17 protein-coding genes are annotated in these 17,078 nt (G+C 74.4%); 10 read left to right on the forward strand and 7 right to left on the reverse strand.

Annotated features, from left to right (window positions below; all coding sequences use genetic code 11):
* Nucleotides 1-78: 78 nt before the first annotated feature.
* On the forward strand, nucleotides 79-522 hold the full coding sequence (locus tag KGD84_RS15710) for a nitroreductase family deazaflavin-dependent oxidoreductase (RefSeq protein ID WP_220561112.1): 444 nt from the start codon (nucleotides 79-81) through the stop codon (nucleotides 520-522).
* Nucleotides 523-626: 104 nt separating this feature from the next.
* Here the strand turns inward: KGD84_RS15710 and KGD84_RS15715 are convergent, their stop codons facing one another.
* Nucleotides 627-1,376 (reverse strand): SDR family NAD(P)-dependent oxidoreductase, encoded by a 750-nt coding sequence (locus KGD84_RS15715; protein WP_220561113.1) that lies wholly within the window; start codon nucleotides 1,374-1,376, stop codon nucleotides 627-629.
* A 133-nt stretch (nucleotides 1,377-1,509) separates the two neighbouring features.
* On the opposite strand from KGD84_RS15715, the gene KGD84_RS15720 reads away from it, so the two are divergent.
* The gene (locus KGD84_RS15720; RefSeq protein ID WP_220561116.1) at nucleotides 1,510-2,460 is read left to right on the forward strand and encodes an AraC family transcriptional regulator; all 951 of its coding nucleotides are present in this window, start codon (nucleotides 1,510-1,512) and stop codon (nucleotides 2,458-2,460) included.
* A gap of 181 nt (nucleotides 2,461-2,641) precedes the next feature.
* Here KGD84_RS15720 and chrA read toward each other — a convergent pair whose 3' ends face one another.
* Entirely contained in the window at nucleotides 2,642-3,865 is a 1,224-nt protein-coding gene (gene chrA, locus KGD84_RS15725) for a chromate efflux transporter (RefSeq protein ID WP_220561118.1), read from the reverse strand.
* Between the two features lie 904 nt (nucleotides 3,866-4,769).
* On the opposite strand from chrA, the gene iscB reads away from it, so the two are divergent.
* On the forward strand, nucleotides 4,770-6,077 hold the full coding sequence (gene iscB / locus KGD84_RS15730; RefSeq protein ID WP_220561120.1) for an RNA-guided endonuclease IscB: 1,308 nt from the start codon (nucleotides 4,770-4,772) through the stop codon (nucleotides 6,075-6,077).
* 129 nt (nucleotides 6,078-6,206) lie between these two features.
* Entirely contained in the window at nucleotides 6,207-6,953 is a 747-nt protein-coding gene (locus tag KGD84_RS15735; protein WP_220561122.1) for a dienelactone hydrolase family protein, read from the forward strand.
* Nucleotides 6,954-6,956: 3 nt separating this feature from the next.
* Here the strand turns inward: KGD84_RS15735 and KGD84_RS15740 are convergent, their stop codons facing one another.
* Nucleotides 6,957-7,430 carry an RrF2 family transcriptional regulator gene (locus KGD84_RS15740; protein WP_220561125.1) on the reverse strand — a complete coding sequence of 158 codons (474 nt, stop codon included), beginning with the start codon at nucleotides 7,428-7,430 and terminating at the stop codon, nucleotides 6,957-6,959.
* Nucleotides 7,431-7,519: 89 nt separating this feature from the next.
* On the opposite strand from KGD84_RS15740, the gene KGD84_RS15745 reads away from it, so the two are divergent.
* Nucleotides 7,520-8,278, forward strand: a complete 759-nt coding sequence (locus tag KGD84_RS15745; protein ID WP_220561127.1) for an SDR family oxidoreductase — start codon at nucleotides 7,520-7,522, stop codon at nucleotides 8,276-8,278.
* Nucleotides 8,279-8,404: 126 nt separating this feature from the next.
* The gene (locus KGD84_RS15750) at nucleotides 8,405-8,752 is read left to right on the forward strand and encodes a hypothetical protein (RefSeq protein ID WP_220561129.1); all 348 of its coding nucleotides are present in this window, start codon (nucleotides 8,405-8,407) and stop codon (nucleotides 8,750-8,752) included.
* 8 nt (nucleotides 8,753-8,760) lie between these two features.
* On the opposite strand, the gene KGD84_RS15755 is transcribed toward KGD84_RS15750, so the two are convergent.
* Nucleotides 8,761-9,375 (reverse strand): TetR/AcrR family transcriptional regulator, encoded by a 615-nt coding sequence (locus KGD84_RS15755; RefSeq protein WP_220561131.1) that lies wholly within the window; start codon nucleotides 9,373-9,375, stop codon nucleotides 8,761-8,763.
* A gap of 76 nt (nucleotides 9,376-9,451) precedes the next feature.
* Between KGD84_RS15755 and KGD84_RS15760 the strand changes: the two genes are divergently transcribed.
* Complete coding sequence (locus KGD84_RS15760; RefSeq protein WP_260697224.1) at nucleotides 9,452-11,860, forward strand: PEP/pyruvate-binding domain-containing protein; 2,409 nt, start codon at nucleotides 9,452-9,454, stop codon at nucleotides 11,858-11,860.
* 141 nt (nucleotides 11,861-12,001) lie between these two features.
* Here the strand turns inward: KGD84_RS15760 and KGD84_RS15765 are convergent, their stop codons facing one another.
* Nucleotides 12,002-12,490, reverse strand: a complete 489-nt coding sequence (locus KGD84_RS15765) for a macro domain-containing protein (protein WP_220561135.1) — start codon at nucleotides 12,488-12,490, stop codon at nucleotides 12,002-12,004.
* A gap of 111 nt (nucleotides 12,491-12,601) precedes the next feature.
* Between KGD84_RS15765 and KGD84_RS15770 the strand changes: the two genes are divergently transcribed.
* Nucleotides 12,602-13,021 (forward strand): MarR family winged helix-turn-helix transcriptional regulator, encoded by a 420-nt coding sequence (locus KGD84_RS15770; protein ID WP_220561138.1) that lies wholly within the window; start codon nucleotides 12,602-12,604, stop codon nucleotides 13,019-13,021.
* Nucleotides 13,022-13,027: 6 nt separating this feature from the next.
* Here the strand turns inward: KGD84_RS15770 and KGD84_RS15775 are convergent, their stop codons facing one another.
* Together KGD84_RS15775 and KGD84_RS15780 are read right to left on the reverse strand one after the other, a co-directional pair.
* A complete protein-coding gene (locus KGD84_RS15775; protein WP_220561140.1) occupies nucleotides 13,028-13,588 on the reverse strand; it encodes a GNAT family N-acetyltransferase in 561 nt (186 codons plus the stop codon).
* A 99-nt stretch (nucleotides 13,589-13,687) separates the two neighbouring features.
* Complete coding sequence (locus KGD84_RS15780; protein ID WP_220561142.1) at nucleotides 13,688-14,335, reverse strand: TetR/AcrR family transcriptional regulator; 648 nt, start codon at nucleotides 14,333-14,335, stop codon at nucleotides 13,688-13,690.
* A 67-nt stretch (nucleotides 14,336-14,402) separates the two neighbouring features.
* On the opposite strand from KGD84_RS15780, the gene KGD84_RS15785 reads away from it, so the two are divergent.
* Both KGD84_RS15785 and KGD84_RS15790 read left to right on the forward strand, forming a co-directional pair.
* Nucleotides 14,403-15,089 carry a GAP family protein gene (locus tag KGD84_RS15785; protein ID WP_220561144.1) on the forward strand — a complete coding sequence of 229 codons (687 nt, stop codon included), beginning with the start codon at nucleotides 14,403-14,405 and terminating at the stop codon, nucleotides 15,087-15,089.
* A gap of 100 nt (nucleotides 15,090-15,189) precedes the next feature.
* Nucleotides 15,190-17,076: an ABC transporter ATP-binding protein gene (locus tag KGD84_RS15790; RefSeq protein WP_220561146.1), complete on the forward strand. Its 1,887-nt coding sequence runs from the start codon at nucleotides 15,190-15,192 to the stop codon at nucleotides 17,074-17,076.
* The last annotated feature ends 2 nt before the right edge of the window (nucleotides 17,077-17,078 follow it).

Genomic DNA, 17,078 nt, shown 5'->3' on the forward strand with positions numbered 1-17,078 from the left:
GTACCGGCTCGCGGGCGGGACCGACCCGCCCGCGAGCCGGTGGTCCCCCGGGGCCGCCGTTGCTGTTTGACTGGGCGCATGCCTTTGCACGGTGAATACGAACCCAGTACCTCCGCCCGCGCCCGCGAGCAGGCGGAACTCTACGAGTCCTCCGGCGGCACCGAGGGGACCACCATGAACGGCCTTCCCGTCGTGCTGCTGACCTCCATCGGCGCCAAGACCGGGAAGCTGCGCAAGACGCCGCTGATGAGGGTCGAGCACGAGGGCCGCTACGCCGTCGTCGCCTCGCTCGGCGGCGCGCCCGAGCACCCCGTCTGGTACTTCAACCTCAAGGCCGACCCCCGGGTGGAGCTCCAGGACGGGCCCGAGCGCAACGACATGGTGGCGCGCGAGCTCACCGGCGCCGAACGGGAGCTGTGGTGGGAGCGCGCGGTGGAGGCGTTCCCCCCGTACGCGGACTACCAGACCAAGACCGACCGGCGCATCCCGGTCTTTCTGCTGGACCCCGCTCAGCACGACTGACACCGGGGGCCGCGCACCGCGCGGCCCCCGCGGGCGCCGGTCCCCGCGACCGGCGCCCGCCCCGGAACCCCCCGCGACGCGCGGCGGCTTCCCGGACCCGGTCCTCAGACCTGGTTCACGCCGCCGTCGACGTAGATGTTCGCCCCCACGACATAGCCGCTCTGCTCCGAGGCCAGGAAGGCGACGGCCGCGGCGACCTCCTCGGGCTCGCCCGTACGGCCCTTGACCACGGTCTCGGCGGCACCGGTCCGGGCGGCCCGCGCGCCCTCCTCACCGAGGAGGGCGGTGGCGCCGGGGGTCTCGATCATGCCCGGCGAGACCACGTTCACCCGGATGCCGCGCCCCTTGAGCTCGACGGACCAGGTCCGCGCGAACGACCGGACGGCGGCCTTGGACGCGGCGTAGGCGCCGAACGCCTCCATGCCGCGGTCGGCGGCCGTGGAGCCGATGAGGACGACCGAGGCCCCGTCGTTGAGCAGCGGGAGCGCCTTCTGCACGGTGAACACCACGCCCCGGGCGTTGACCGCGAAGGTCGTGTCGAAGTGCTCCTGGGTGGTCTGCTCCAGCGTCGCGAACTCACCGATCGCCGCGTTGGCGACGAGCACGTCCAACCCCCTGCCCCGGGCCCGGACCGCCGCGTAGAGCCGGTCCAGGTCCTCCGGATCCGAGACGTCGCCGACGACGCCCGTGGCCCGGTCCGCTCCGACCGCCTCGACCGCGGCGTCCAGCTCCGCCTTGCGCCGACCGGTGATGAAAACGTGCGAACCCTCGTCCGCCAGCCGTTGGGCGGTGGCCAGGCCGATGCCGCCGTTGCCACCGGTGACCAGCGATGTCCTGCCGTCGAGCTGTCCCATGGGAACTCCCCTGTCACTGTCCGCGCGGATCTCGGCCGATCTCCGCTCCGCCAACGATCATGCTGCGCCTGACAGGCAAGATCCATAATGTAAGATCCCTGATTCTTTACAGATCGTCCAGGAGGGCCGCGTGTTGCTCGGTTTCAGAGACCCCGTCGCCGACGCGATCGGCCTGCTCCGGCCCAGCACGTCGATCGGGCCCAGCGTGCAGGCCACCGGGGAGTGGGCGGCGCGCTTCGACGGGGCCGCGCACATGAGGACCGGCTTCGTCGCGCGCGGCGGGTGCTGGCTGCTCCTCCAGGGGCACGAACCCGTGCGGCTGGAGCGGGGCGACTACTACCTGCTGGGCAACCCCGACCCGTACGTGCTCTCCGGCACGCCCACCGCGGACCCGCGCTCGGCGGTCCGGGTGGGAGGGAACGCCGCGGGCGGGGTGGTCCGCATCGGCCCGGAGGCCGAGGACGACACCTACGTGTGCGACGGGCGGTTCACGTTCGAGGACGCGAACGCGTCGGTGCTGACCGACATCCTGCCGCGGCTGGTGGTCGTGCCCTCCACCGACCCGCGCGCCCGGCACCTGGCGCTCGTCTGCGAGCTGCTGGTCGTCGAGCTGGAGGCCGACGCGGCGGGCGGCCCCCTGGTCCTCAACCACCTGGGGCAGATCATGCTCGTGCACATGCTCCGCGCCCACGCGAGCCGCACCGGCCGCCCCGTCGGCTGGCTCTGCGCGCTCAACGACGACGGGATCGGTGCGGCGCTGCGCGCCATGCACGCGGACATGGCGCACTCCTGGACGCTCAGAGAACTCGCCGAGGCCGGGCACATGTCGCGTTCGGCCTTCGCCCGGACCTTCAAGGAGCGGGTGGGGGTGCCGCCGCTGGAGTACCTGATCCAGTGGCGGATGAGCCTGGCGCGCGACGCTCTGCGACACGGGACGCTGTCGATCCCCGAGCTGGCCTCGGCGACCGGTTACCGGTCCGAGAGCGCGTTCAGCACCGCGTTCCGCCGGGTGGTGGGCGTGTCACCGGCCCGGTTCCGGTCCCGGGCGCGCTCGGCCGCCGGCGTGAAGGCTCGGCCGGCCTGAGCCCGCACGGAGGCGGGCCGGTGACCTCGCCCCTCGCCCGCCCGCGGGAGGCGCGGCCGAGGAGTCGGGGAAGGCGCACGGCGTCACGCTGGGACCACGAGTCCCCGGGCGGCCGAAGGCCGCTCCGGGGCCGCGCCTTCCTCGTGGTGACGGGCCGCGGCGGGTCCGCCGCCCGGCCGGGTCACAGGAGCAGGAAGCCGATCGCGCCGGACGCCGCGACGACCGCCCAGGCCGGGGCCCGCCACACCGCCAGCGCCACGAACGCGGCCGCGGCCAGCGCCATCGTCGCGGGCGAGACCACGCCCTGGAGGAAGACCGGGTCGTACAGCGCCGCGGCCAGGATGCCCACCACCGCCGCTCCCGCGCCGGCCAGGGCCCGCCGGGCGCGGGCGTCGCCGCGCAGCCGCTCCCAGAACGGCAGGGCGCCCACCACCAGCAGCGCCGAGGGCAGGAAGACCGCTACCAGGGCCAGCGCGGCGCCCAGCAGCGGGCTGCCCGCCACGGGCATGAGCGCCCCCAGGTAGGCGGCGAAGGTGAACAGCGGTCCCGGCACGGCCTGCGCCGCCCCGTAGCCGGCCAGGAACGAGGTGTGGTCCACCGCTCCGGAGCCCACCGTCTCGGCCTCCAGCAGCGGCAGGACCACGTGGCCGCCGCCGAAGACCAGCGACCCGGCGCGGTAGAAGCCGTCGGCGGTGCCCAGGGCCGCGTTGCCGGTCAGCGCGGCCGCCGCGGGCAGGCCCGCGAGCAGGACGGCGAACACCGCCAGGCAGGCCAGGGCCGTGCGGCGCCGCACCGGCACGCCGGCCCCGGTCGTGTCGCGGTCGGCCGACGCCCCGGAGGAGAGCCAGAGCAGGCCGGCCAGGGCGCCCAGGGCGATGGCCGCCACCTGGCCCAGGGCCGAGGGCACCAGCAGGGCCAGGACCAGTGCGGCGACCGCGATCGTGGCCGGGCGGCGCCCCGCGGCCAGGGTCGCGGCCATGCCCAGGACGGCGTGGGCGACCACGGCCACCGCCGCGGCCTTGAGGCCCAGCAGCCACCCGGCCCCGGGTTCGGCGCCGATGGCCTGCACCCCCAGGGCGAAGCCCGCCATGAGCACGGCCGAGGGCAGGGTGAAGGCCGTCCAGGCGGCGGCCATCCCGGCGTAGCCGGCGCGGCGCAGTCCCAGGGCCATGCCGACCTGGCTGGAGGCGGGGCCGGGCAGGAACTGGCATAGGGCCACCAGGTCGGCGTAGGCGGCCTCGGAGAGCCACCGGCGGCGCACGACGAACGCCTCGCGGAAGTAGCCCAGGTGCGCCACCGGTCCGCCGAAGGAGGTCAGGCCCAGCAGCAGGAACGCGCCGAAGACCTCGCCGGCCGTCCCGCGGTCCGCGGGGGCAGTGGCGGCGGTCGGGTCCGTCTCGCTCACGCGGGCACCGCCCGGGCGGGCGGGGGCGGGGATGGGCGCACGGTGCTGTTCCTCCCGGGAGGGCGCACGCCGTCCCGGCGTGCTCCGATACGGCCGAACGCTATCGGAGGGCGTCAGCGTGCCGCCGTGCGGGGTGTCCGGCAGGGTCGCCCCCGGGGAGCGGCCTGCGGGCGGTTCACCTGCGGGGCATTTCATATCAGGACATAAGCCGTCGAAATACACGGTGAATCGAAAAGGCGAACGATAAAGAAGCGAATTCGGGCTTCGCGGCCGTCCGGCCGGCCCTAGACTGCACACGAGAACACGATCCATGTCCCCCATGTCACGGAAAAAATCGGATCCTCCCGGTACCACCAACACCCTGACGACTTCCGACCGACCCCCATCCTGCTGAACCAGGAAGGCGGCTAGGCGTGAATTCCAGTCCCTCGATTGCGCACACCCAAAACTGGAGGAAAATCCTCGCTCCTATCCCCCGCAAACGCCCCAAGGGGGCGATGGGCCGAATCGGACCGCCCAACGAGGAGGTGGTACCCGTAAAGGGATCCCGGGCCAAGCATCCCGGGCTTTCAGCCCATGTGGTTGGGGGCCGCCTTTACCAGACCCGGCCATCACCGCATAGGAGGTGACCTCGATGGCTACGTTCCGCACAGGACAGAAGACCCACCAGGCCGTGCTTCCTCAGCGGCCTGCTCTGGAATCCGCGTCAGCAGACACTCCCCGGATCGGGAACGAAACGGGACGCGGACACCGCCGCTCGACGGCGGTACCCGGTGCGGAACATGGTCGAGGGGAGACCACCGGCATCTCACCTGGTGCCGGTGGCGTCACCCCCGAGCCCCTCGGGGCCGGGGAGCGGGGCCGTGAGGCCCATGGCAACACCACCAGAACCACCCACCCGTGCGTGTTCGTCCTCGACAGGCACGGCACGCCCCTGCAGCCCTGCCCACCGGCCAGGGCCCGCAGGCTTCTGTCCCGGGGCCGGGCGGTGGTCGCCCGGCACACCCCGTTCACGATCCGGCTCAAGGACCGCACCGCCGCCGACTCCGAGATCGACGGCGTCGAGATCGGTATCGACCCCGGATCGAAGCACACCGGCATCGCCGTGTTCACCTCCCAGGGGGGTGAGCGGCGGGGCCGGTACGCCCTCCAGATCGACCACCGGGGTGCGGCCATCCGCAAGAAGATGGGCCAGAGGTCCGGGTACCGGCGGCGGCGCCGCACCGCGAACCTGCGCCACCGCGCCCCGCGCTTTTCCAACCGCACCCGGCCCCGGGGGTGGCTCGCTCCGAGTCTGCGCCACCGGGTGGAGACCACCCTGTCGTGGGTGGACCGGTTCGCCCGGTGGGCGCCCGTCACGGCGGTGCACGTGGAGCGGGTCGCGTTCGACACCCACGCCCTGTCCGCGGGGAGGCCCCTGGAAGGGATCGAATACCAGCAGGGCACCCTGCACGGGTACGAGGTCCGCGAATACCTGCTGGCCGAGTTCGACCGCGCCTGCGTCTACTGCGACGCCACCGGGGTGCCGTTGAACATCGACCACGTCCGCCCCCGCTCCCGCGGCGGCTCCGACCGGGTCGCCAACCTGGTCCTGGCGTGTGTCCCGTGCAACCGGGCCAAGGCCGACCGACCTATCGAGGAGTTCGTCGCCGACCCCCGCGTCCTGGCCAGGGTCAAAGCCCGGGCCAAGGCGCCGCTCAGGGACGCCGCCGCGGCGCAGTCCACCCGATGGGCGCTCTGGCGCGCACTCGACCGGCGCCTGCCCACCCGTGTGGGCTCGGGCGGGCGCACGAAGTGGAACCGCGCCCGCAACCGACTGCCCAAGTCCCACACCCTGGACGCGCTGTGCGTCGGCAAGACCGACACCGTCACCCAGATCGTGGGCACGGTGCTGATCGCGGGGTGCACCGGGCGTGGCACGTATGCCAGGACTACGCCTGACCGTTATGGCTTCCCCCGGCTGCGGCGGGGCCGGGTCAAGCGGCACTTCGGATTCACCACCGGCGACCTGGTACGCGCCGTCGTCCCGGCCGGGAAGCGACGGGGTACCCACACCGGCCGGGTCCTGGTCCGCGCCGGGGGCAACTTCGACATCACCACCGCCCAGGGCCGCCGTCCCGGCATCAACCACCGACACGTCCGCCTGCTCCAGCGAGCGGACGGCTACGCCTACACCACCAGAAAGGAAAAGGGCGTTCCCTCCCCGGCCTGAAGACCGAGTCCTCCACACCCGACAATCAAGTCAAAGCTGTATCGACATGGGTGCTCCCCTGCGGGGTCACGGTCGGGCGATAGGTCGCCCGGGAGCGCCGTCCACGAGCACTCCCGAAGGAACACGACCATGCACTTCACCTCCGAACAGCGCCTCGACGGCGGTCTCCTCGAGCGCGCCTTCACCCTCGGCGACGTCCCCGGCATCCTGTGGACGCCCGAGTCCGCGACCGCCTCCTCGCCGGCCCCGCTGGTCCTGCTCGGCCACCCCGGCGGCCTGCGCGGGATGTACCCCCGCCTGGCGGCCAGGGCCCGGCGGTGCGCCGCGGACGGCTTCGCCGCGGCCGCCGTCGAACTCCCCTGGAGCGGCGACCGGCCCCGGTCGGACACGGCCGAGCAGGCCCGCGCCGACCTGCGCCGCGCACTGGCGGCCGGCGAGCGGCCCGGCGAGGACCTCGTGGACCGGCTGGTCCTGCCGGTGGTGGAGGCGGCGGCCCCGGAGTGTCGGGCCGCCCTGGACGCCCTCCTGGCCCTGCCCGGGATCGGCGGCCCCGTCGGCTACTCGGGCGGGATCGTCTCCCTCGGCGTCCGGCTCGCGGCGGTCGAGCCGCGCATCGCCGCCGCCGTCCTGTTCGCCGGCAGCTTCGTGCCCCGCTCGGTGTTCGACGAGGCCCGCCGGGTCACCATCCCGCTGCACCTGCTGTTGCAGTGGGACGACGAGGGCAACGACCGGCAGTCGGCCCTGGACCTGTTCGACGCCTTCGGCTCCCCGGAGAAGGCGCTCAACGCCAACATGGGCGGGCACACCGGCGTCCCGGCCTGGGCCGGGGAGGACGCGGCCCGCTTCCTGGCCCGGCACCTGGGCGGAGAACGGTAGGGGTCAGCGCACCGCCGCCAGGCGGGCGCGGGTGCGGGCCGGGGCCCCCGGGGGCAGCGTGGCGAGGATGTCGGCCAGGCTGCTCCCGGCCAGGCTCCGGCGCCACGCCTGGTGCGCCTCGGCCATCCTGCGCGCCAGCACGCAGGTGTCCCGGCACTCCTCGGGCGGCAGCGCCCCCGCCCCCCGCTGCCGGATCTCCGCGCACAGGTAGGGCGAGGAGGCGCCGTCGACCGACTCCACGATCTGGAGCAGGTCGATCTCCCGGGCGGGACGGGCCAGCCGGAACCCGCCCCGGGGGCCCGGCGTCGCGCTCAGCACACCGGACCTGACCAGGGCCTTGAGCTGCTTGGCCAGGTAGGGCGCGGGCAGGTCGAAGTACAGGGACAGCTGGGCCGTGGAGGCGGTGTCCCCCGGTTCGAGCTGGGCCAGGGTGGTGGCGCAGTGCAGGACCCATTCGGTGCTCGCGGGAAGCTTCATACCGCCAGCCTATCGAAGACATTGTGGATCTGTTTGGTCCACGATATGTTCGGCTTCGGGACCACCACCGAGCGAAAGAAGGAACCGCCATGCGTGTCGCCGTCGCCGGGGCCACCGGCAACATCGGCTCCCTCACCTGCGCCGCGCTGCGCCGGCAGGGCCACGAGGTCGTCGGGATCAGCCGCTCCCTCGGCGTGGACCTGGCCACCGGGGAGGGGCTCGACCAGGCCCTGCGCGGGGTGGAGGCCGTCGTCGACGCCACCAACATCGCGGCCGCCGACCGCGAGGGCTCGGTGGAGCGCTTCGCGCACCTGACCCGCGCCCTGCTCGCCGCCGAGGAGCGCGCCGGGGTGGGCCACCACGTCCTGCTCTCGATCGTGGGCATCCACCGGGTGGAGGGCAACCCCCACTACGCGGGCAAGCGCGAGCAGGAGCGCCTGGTGGAGAGCGGGCCCGTGCCCTGGACCATCGTGCCCGCCACCCAGTTCCACGACTTCGCCGCCATGGTGGCCGGGTGGACCGAGCAGGACGGCGCGGCCGCCATCGCCCCGCTGCTGGTGCAGCCGATCGCCCCCGCCGACGTCGCCGAGATCCTCGCCGAGGTCGCGGTGGGCGGGCCGGTGGGCCGCCACCCCGACATCGCCGGGCCCCAGACGCAGGACCTGGTGGACATGGCCCGGCGCACCCTGGACGCCCGGGGGCGGCGGGTGCGCCTGGTGCCGACCTGGTCGGGGGTCTTCGGGACGTCCATGGCGGGCGAGGTGCTGCTGCCCGGGGAGGGGGCGCGCATCGCGCCGACGACCTTCGAGGAGTGGCTGGACTCCCAGACGGCCCCCTCCGCACCCTGACCGGGACCGCCGCGAACGGGCGCGGGGGCCGGCGCCGCACCCGGCCCCGCGTCCGTCCCGGGGGCTGGGCCCCGGGGCGGGAGCGCCCTACACTACGGGGACATCTCGCCCGGGAGGGGAAGGCGCATGGGGTACAGGGAACGGCGGGCCGCCATGGTCGCGGAGCGGGCCGCGCCGCACCTGGAGCCCGGCGAGCGGGTCCAGACGGGGTTCATCGCGCTGACCGGATCGGGCATCTTCACCGTCCCGGCGGCGACGTTCGTGGTCACCGACCGCGCGATCCTGGTGGTGGACCGCGAGGGCGCGCAGCGCCTGCCCCGCGACTTCCACTTCGGCGACCCGGCCGGCTTCTACCACCGGATCGAGTACGGCGGCGCCTACAAGGTGCACCGGCAGTTCTACCCGGAGGTCAACGCCGCCAACGAGGCCCTGCGGCAGATGCGGGCCCGCGGCAACCCCCCACAGGACGGGTAGGCCCGGCCTCACCCCGGCGGGGCGCCGCCCGCCGGCGCGGGCGCCGGGGCGAAGACCAGGTCCAGGTGGGCGTCCAGCGCGGCGACCGCCTCCCGCGCCCCGCACTGGCGGGCCAGCACCTGCAGCCCCAGGCCGTCGACGAGCGCCAGCAGTCCGGCCGCCGCGCGTTCGGGGTCCACCCCCCGCGCCCCGCCCGCCCGCAACTGCCCGGCCAGGAAGGCGCGCATCTGCGCGGCCTCCTCCCCCAGCCCCGAGACCATCGACGGCTTCGTCGCGGCGTAGGCGAGGAAGGCGAGGGAGACGTGGCCCTCCAGGCGGCGCGTCTCGTCCAGCGGCAGGATCTCCAGCAGCAGGGCGCGGACGAGCGCGCGCGGCTCCTGGGGCGCCTCCCGCGCCGATGACCGCTCGCGGATCCGGTCCATGACCATCGTGACGGCGAACGCCATCATCTCGTCCTTGGTGCGGAAGTAGTGCTGCACCATCCCGGTCGAGACGCCCGCCTCGGCCGCCACGTGCCGCAGGCTCACCTTCTCCAGGCCCTGCGCGGCGGCCAGGCGCATCAGCGCGTCGGCGAGCAGCTCGCGGCGCTCCCGGCGCTCGCGGTCGTCGATCTTTCGGGGCATGCGGCCCACCTTACATTGCGACTGTATTGCCACGCATGTACATTGCAGTCGTATTGAAAAAAAGGGGGGTGCCGGAATGGACGTGCTCGAACTGTCGGAGGTCGACCCGGGCCGGCGTGACCTGGTGGGCGGCAAGGCAGCGGGCCTGGCCGCGCTGATCCGCCTGGGCGAACGGGTCCCGGACGGCTTCTGCGTCACGACCCGGGCGTACCGGCGCGGCGAGGTGCCCCGCCGAGAGGTGCTCGCGGCCTACGCGCGGCTCGGCGGCGGGCCGGTCGCCGTGCGCTCCAGCGCCACCGCCGAGGACCTGCCCGAGGCCGGCTTCGCCGGACAGCACGACACGTTCCTGGCGGTGGAGGGCGCGCAGGACCTGCTCGCGGCCGTGCGCGCCTGCTGGGACTCGCTCCACAGCGACCGCGCCGGGGCCTACCGCGAGGCCGCCGGGATCGCCCACGGGGACGCGCACATGGCCGTGGTCGTCCAGCGGATGGTCGACGCCGAGGCGGCGGGCGTGCTGTTCACCGCCGACCCGCTCACCGGCACACGCGGCCGGGCCGTCGTCGAGGCCGCCCCCGGCCCGGGCACCGCCGTGGTCGAGGGGACCGCGGCCGCCGACCGCTACGTCCTGGACGGCTCCGCGCCGACCGGGCACGGCTGCCTCACCCCGGACCGCCTGGACGAGCTGCGCCGGGCCGGCGAGCGCCTCCGCGGCGCCCTCGGCGCCGAACAGGACCTCGAGTGGGCCTACGACCGCGAAGGCGCCCTGTGGCTGCTGCAGTCGCGGCCGATCACCACCCTGTTCCCGCCGCCCCCGCGGGGCGCGGCGCCGGGCCCGCGGCTGTACGTCGAGTTCGGGCACGTCCAGGGCATGCTCCGCCCGGCCACCCCCATGGGCATGGCGACCCTGAAGTCGGTGCTGGCGGGCATGCTCGCCTCCTTCGGCCTGGCCGTCGAGATCGTCGACATCGGCGGGCGGCTCTACGGCGACCTGACCGACGCGATGCGCGACCCCGCGACCCGGCGGCGCCTGGTGGGGCTGATGGCGGTCGACTTCGGGCCGCGCGCCCAGGCCGTGGTCGAGCACATGCTCGACGACCCCCGCTTCGCCCCGCTGCCCGCCGCGCGCAGGCGCGGCGCGGTCGCACTGGCGGCCGCGCCGCGGGCGGCCGCCGGGATCCTCGGCGCGCTGGCCCGCCCCGGGGCCGCGCGCGCCCGCGTGTTCGACGAGCTCGAACGCCTGCGGCTCCGGCCCGTCGCCGACCCGCCCACCCTCGGGGAGCTGCTGGACCTGGTCGAGGAGGGCGAGCACCCGCAGGAGCGCCCCGACCCGGTCCTGTGGCCCGTCGTCAGCGGCCTGGCGGTCTGCGCCGCCCTGCCCCCGCTGCTTCGGGGGATCGCCACCGACGAGGAGATCCGCACCGTCCTGGGCGGCATGCCGCACAACGTCACCCTCCAGATGGACCTCGCGCTCTGGCGGATGGCCCGCAAGGCCGAGCCCTACCGGGAGCGGCTGCTGGGCACCCCGCCCCAGGAGCTCGCGGCCGCCCACCTGGCCGGCGAACTGCCGGACTTCGGCCTGGACGCCTTCCTGGACCGCTACGGCGTCCGCTCGGCCGCCGAGGTCGACGTCGGCGTCCCGCGCTGGTCGGAGGACCCCGCACCGGTCTTCGCGGCCCTGGCCGGCTACCTGCGGGTCACCGACCCCGGGCAGGCCCCCGACCAGAGGTTCGGGCGGGCCGCCGCCCGGGCCGAGGCCATGCTCGCCGAACTCTCCGCTCGGGCGCGCCGCGCCCGACCGGTGCGCGGCCGGGTCGCCGCCTTCTTCCTGCGCCGGGCCCGCGAACTGGGCGGGCTGCGCGAGGCGGGCAAGTTCGCCGGGCTGTACGCGCTGCGCGACCGGCGCAGGCGCCTGCTGCTGATCGGTGCCCGGCTCTACGGGCAGGGGCTCCTGGACCGGGCCGGGGACGTCATGTTCCTCGACCCGTCCGAGCTGCGCTCGGTGGCGGAAGGCGGCGCGGACCCGCGCGCCGAGGTCGCCCGGCGCCGGGAGCTCCACGCCCGGGAGCTGCGGCGCCGGCGGGTCCCGGTCGCCCTGCTCGACGACGGCACCGACGTGGAGACCCTGCTGCCGCCCCGGGCCGCGGACGGCAGGGCGCTCACCGGCACCGGGGCGGCCCCCGGGCGGGTCACCGGCCGCGCCCGTGTGGTGCGCGACCCGGCGACGGCGTCGGTGGAGCCGGGCGAGGTCCTCGTCGCGCCCACGACCGACCCGGGGTGGACGCCGCTGTTCCTCACCGCGGGCGGGCTCGTCACCGAGACCGGCGCGGTGATGGCGCACGGGCCGACCGTGGCCCGCGAGTACGGCATCCCGGCGGTGATCTGCGTCCCGGAGGCCACCGAGCGCATCCGGACCGGGCAGACGGTCACCGTGGACGGCGCCGCCGGAACGGTCACCGTCCACGGGCCCGAGGGCCGGGTGGACTGATCCGGGAGGCCGGGGACGCGGGAGGCGGGAGGCCTGCGGGAGCGGCCCCCGGGGGAGAGCCCGTGGCCGCAGGCCGTCCGTCGGGGGCCTTTGGCCGCTCGTAGGGCGGGCCGAAGCGGCGGCGGCTCGAAGGGGTGCGGGCTAGTCGACGTCGTAGACGGTGACGGCCACGCCGCGGGCGCACAGCTCCTCCCGCACCAGCGGTTCGACGCGCTCCCACCTGCCGCCCGCCAGGCCGCAGCCGATCCGCGGCATGTGCACGGTGGCGCCCAGCTCCAGGGCGTGATCGGCCACCGTGCGCAGGCCGGTGGCGATGGCCTCGTAGCGCACCGGCGGGCCGCCGCTGCCGCGCCTGGTGCCGTGCTGGCCGACCATGTTGGCCACCCAGGTGTCGGCCCTGACCCGCACCAGGCGCACCGCGCCCAGGCCGAAGCCGTTGCGGGCCCGCTCCCGGTGCCAGGCGCGGTAGTCGCGTTCGGGTTCGGGCCAGCGCTTGGAGAGGGCCAGCACGAACCCCTTGCCCCAGCCGCCGCGGTCGTTGCACACGTGGGCGATGATCTTGGGCCCGGCGGCCTGGGGGACGGTGGCGTCGCCGCGGACGATGCGCAGCGGGGCGGGGGTGTCGGGCATGGCGGCCAGGTTAGCGGGCGGGTAGGACACAGACGGGGGACGACACCGGAACCATAAAGATGTATCTTTACCGATGTCGATAGTAAGTGACTGTCTCCAAAGGGGGAGAGCATGTCGGACCTGCCCATCGGCTACTGGCTCAAGCACCTGGACCGGCTCATCGAGAACGACTTCGACCGGACCCTGGCCTCGGAGTCGCTGGGCCGGCGCCACTGGCAGGTGCTCCACTCCCTGTACGAGGAGCCCGGCACCCTGGCCGACCTGGACCGCAGGCTCGCCGCGTTCCTGGACGACAGCGAGGTGAGCACGGCCCCCGCGGTGGAGGACCTGCGCCGGCGCGGCTGGCTGGAGGGCCTGGTCGCCCTGGACCTGACCGACGCCGGCCGCCGGGCCCACGACGACCTGTTCGGGAAGGTCCGGGCCTCCCGCGAGCGCATCTCGCGCGGTATCAGCTCCGAGGAGTACCGGGCCGCCGTGAGCGTCCTGGAACGGATGTCGGCCAACCTGGAGGCCGGGCCCGACGCCGACTGAGGCCGCTCAGGCGGGCAGTTCCCGGGTCAGCTCCACGAAGGCCAGGTCGTCCCGGCGCGGCAGCCCGAAGGCCTCGTCCCCGTAGGGGAACGGCTCGGTGCGGCCGGTGTTGGTGTAGCCGCGCCGCTCGTACCAGGCGATCAGCTCCGGGCGCTGCTTGAGGACCTTCATGCGCATCAGGCGGCAGCCCCACTCCTGGGCGGCGGTGCGCTCGGCCTCGGCCAGGACGCGCCGGCCCAGGCCGCCGCCCTGGATGTCGGGGCGCACGGAGAACATCCCGAAGTAGGCGCCGTTGACGCCGCGCTGGAGCTCGCAGCAGGCCACCAGGACCCCGTCGGCCTCGGCGAGCAGGATGAGGGTGTTGGTGCGCTCCAGCAGCGCGGCCAGCCCCTCGGCGTCCACGCGCTGGCCCTCCAGCAGGTCGGCCTCGGTGGTCCACCCCCGGCGGGAGGAGTCGCCGCGGTAGCAGGAGTTGACCAGCTCGACCAGGGCGGGCACGTCGTCCCGGCCGGCGTGGCGGTAGGTCAACTCCGGCCCGGTGGCCTTCTCCGTGCTGTCCGTGGTCACCCGTGCCCCCCGTGGTGGTGTCGCTGGGCTCACACCCTAACGGCCCGGGCGCGGTGCCCAGAATCCGGACCTTGGTCACATCGGGCACCAAAGGGCGCTTCAGTCATCGTTCGGGGCGTTCTTCTCGCGGTACTCCGCCGCCTCGGCGACCCGGGCCAGGAAGGCGCGCAGCCTGCGGCGGCAGTCCTCGGGGTCGGTCATGCCCGGGGTGACCATCAGCTGTAGGGCCAGGCCGTCCACGATCGAGTGCAGGTGCGTGGACCACTCCTCCACCCACGGGTCGGCGTGGGGGCTCTCGGAGTCCTCGCCCACCTCGACCCCGGCCAGCGCGGAGACCAGGCGGCGGTACAGGCCGCGCTGCTGCTGCCAGCGCCGGGCGCGGTCGCGGTCCTGTTCCCGGAGGATCCCGGCCGACTCCCAGGCCCGGTACTCGGCCCGGCGGTCGTCGTCCAGCGGCAGCAGCTGCTCGGCGTAGGCGGCCAGGGTCTCCAGCATGGACAGGCCCGGCTCCAGGTGCTCGTGCAGGCGGGTGATCCGCTCCACGGCCCGGGCCTCGGACAGGTCCATCGCGAACAGCAGCAGCTCCTCGCGGGTGGGGAAGTAGTGGCGCAGCGCCCCCGGGGACCAGCCCGCCTCGGCGGCGACGGAGCGGATGGACACCCCGGCCGGCCCCTGGGAGGCGACGATCCGCCACAGGGCGTCGGCGAGCTCGCGACGACGTTGTTCATGGTCAACGATCTTCGGCATGCGTACTTTCTAACACACCTGTGTTATTTTATTTCGCACAGCCGTGAGAAAAACAGAGGAGCCCCCCGTGCCGTCTCTGAACGTCCTGTTGCCGGTCGCCGGGCTGGCCCTGCTGGACACCCTCAGCCCCGCCGTCATCGGCGTCTCCCTGTACGTGCTCCTGAGCGGGGCGCGCTCGGTGGCCCGCCCGCTGCTGGCCTACCTGGGCACCGTCGCCGCGTTCTACTTCGCCCTGGGCTGCGCGCTCATGTTCGGCGCCGGCGTCGCCCTGGAGGGGATCGGGGGCCTGCTCGACGACACCGCCCTGGGCTGGGTCCTGACCGTGGCGGGCGGCGCGGCCCTCGTGTACTCGTTCTTCATGTCCACCGAGCCGCGCCCCCGGCGCCCGGAGTCCCTGCGCGTGGGGGCGATGGTCGCCCTGGGGCTGGGCACCGGGCTGCTGGAGGGCTCCACCGCCCTGCCCTACTTCGGCGCCATCGGCATCATGACCGCCGCCGGCCTGTCCCCCGCCGTGTGGCTGCCGGTGCTGGCCGCCTACAACCTCGTCATGGTCGCGCCGGGCCTCCTGCTCTACCTGGGGTACCGGGCCCTGGGCGAGCGGGCGCGCCCCCGGCTGGAGAAGTGGCGGACCGGGATCGAGTCGAGCGGGCGCGAGGCGCTGCCCTGGATCGTGGGCATCGTCGGCTTCCTGGTGCTGCGCCAGGGCCTGTGGCTCTCCGGCGCCCTGGAGAGGTTCGGGGTCCACGTCGGCTGAATCCGCCGACACGGGCCGGCCCCGGAAGTTGACCTCAACATTGGTTCAGGTCGTAACGTTCCGGTATCCGCAACTCCCCGAACGGAACCGGTGACCGCCCATGAGCATGGAGATGGCCGCGTGGAACTCGATCTACCACGCCATGCACGCCCGTGAGGACCGCCGACCCTTCTCCTTACCCGTCCTGCGCCGCATCGCGGGCTTCGCCCGGCCCCACGCCCGCGTCCTGACCTGGTTCCTCGCGTTGAGCGTGGCCGTCTCCGTCCTGGCGGTCGCCTCCCCGCTGCTGGCCGGCCGGGTCGTGGACACCATCGTCAGCGGCGGGGCGCCCCGCACCGTCCTGCTGCTGGCCGGTCTCATCGCCGCCGTCGCCCTGCTGGAGGCCGCCCTGGGCCTCATCGTGCGGCGCCTGTCGGCCGGGCTCGGCGAGGGCCTCATCCTGGACCTGCGCACCACCGTCTACGACCACGTCCAGCGCATGCCGGTCGCGTTCTTCACCCGCACCCGCACCGGAGCCCTGGTCAGCCGCCTCAACAACGACGTCATCGGCGCCCAGCGGGCCTTCAGCAGCGTCCTGTCCGGGGTGGTCAGCAACCTGGTCACCCTCGTCCTGGCGCTGGCCGTGATGCTCACCCTGTCCTGGTGGATCACCCTGGCCGCCTTGGTCATGCTGCCCGTGTTCGTCTACCCCGCCCGCCGCATGGGCGCCCGCCTGGCCCGCATCGAACGCGAGCGCACCCAGCACAACTCCGCCATGAGCACCCAGATGACCGAGCGGTTCTCCGCGCCCGGGGCCACCCTGGTCAAGCTCTTCGGCTCCCCCGAACGCGAGTCCGCCGAGTTCGCCCGCCGCGCCGACCGCGTCCGCGACATCGGCGTGCGCACCGCCATGGTCCAGGAGGTGTTCTTCACCGCCCTGACCCTGGTCTCGGCCCTGGCGCTGGCTCTGGTCTACGGGCTGGGCGGCTTCAGCGCCCTGTCCGGCGGCCTGGACGCCGGCACCGTCGTGGCCATGGGCATGCTGCTCACCCGCCTGTACGCGCCGCTGACCGCCCTGGCCGGGGCCCGCGTGGAGGTCATGAGCGCCCTGGTCGCCTTCAGCCGGGTCTTCGAGGTCCTGGACCTGGAGCCGCTGGTGCGCGAGGCCCCCGGCGCCGCCGACCTGCCGCCCGGGCCGGCGTCCCTGGAGTTCGACCGGGTCTCCTTCGCCTACCCCGCCGCCGACAAGGTGTCCCTGGCCTCCCTGGAGGAGGTCGCCGTCCTGGACCCCGCCGAGGGCCGGCAGGTCCTGCACGAGGTGTCCTTCACCGTCGAACCCGGCACCACCGTGGCCCTGGTCGGCTCCTCCGGGGCCGGCAAGTCCACCATCGCCCAGCTCGCCCCGCGCCTGTACGACCCCGACTCCGGGACCGTCCGCCTGGGCGGGCGGGACGTGCGCGAGCTGTCCTTCTCCTCGATCCGCGGGGCCCTGGGCATGGTCACCCAGGACGGCCACCTGTTCCACGAGTCCATCCGCGCCAACCTGACCCTGGGCCGCCCCGACGCCGGCGACGAGGAGGTCTGGGACGCCCTGCGCCGCGCCCGCCTGGCCGACCTGGTGGCCTCCCTGCCCGACGGGCTGGACACCGTCGTCGGCGAACGCGGCTACCGGTTCTCCGGCGGGGAGCGCCAGCGCCTGACCATCGCCCGGCTGCTGCTGAGCGACCCCCAGGTCGTCATCCTGGACGAGGCCACCTCGGCGCTGGACTCCACCTCCGAGGCCGCCGTCCAGGCCGCCCTGGCCGAGGCCCTGGAGGGGCGCACCGCCCTGGTGATCGCCCACCGGCTGGCCACGGTCCGCGCCGCCGACACCATCCTGGTCGTGGAGGGCGGGCGGATCGTCGAACGCGGCGACCACGCCGGGCTGCTCGCCCGGGGCGGCCGCTACGCGGAGCTGTACCGCACCCAGTTCGCCACCGGGGAGCCCTCCGCCGCCGCCCCCTCCTGAGG

The organism is Nocardiopsis changdeensis (genome assembly GCF_018316655.1).
Lineage (GTDB): Bacteria > Actinomycetota > Actinomycetes > Streptosporangiales > Streptosporangiaceae > Nocardiopsis > Nocardiopsis changdeensis.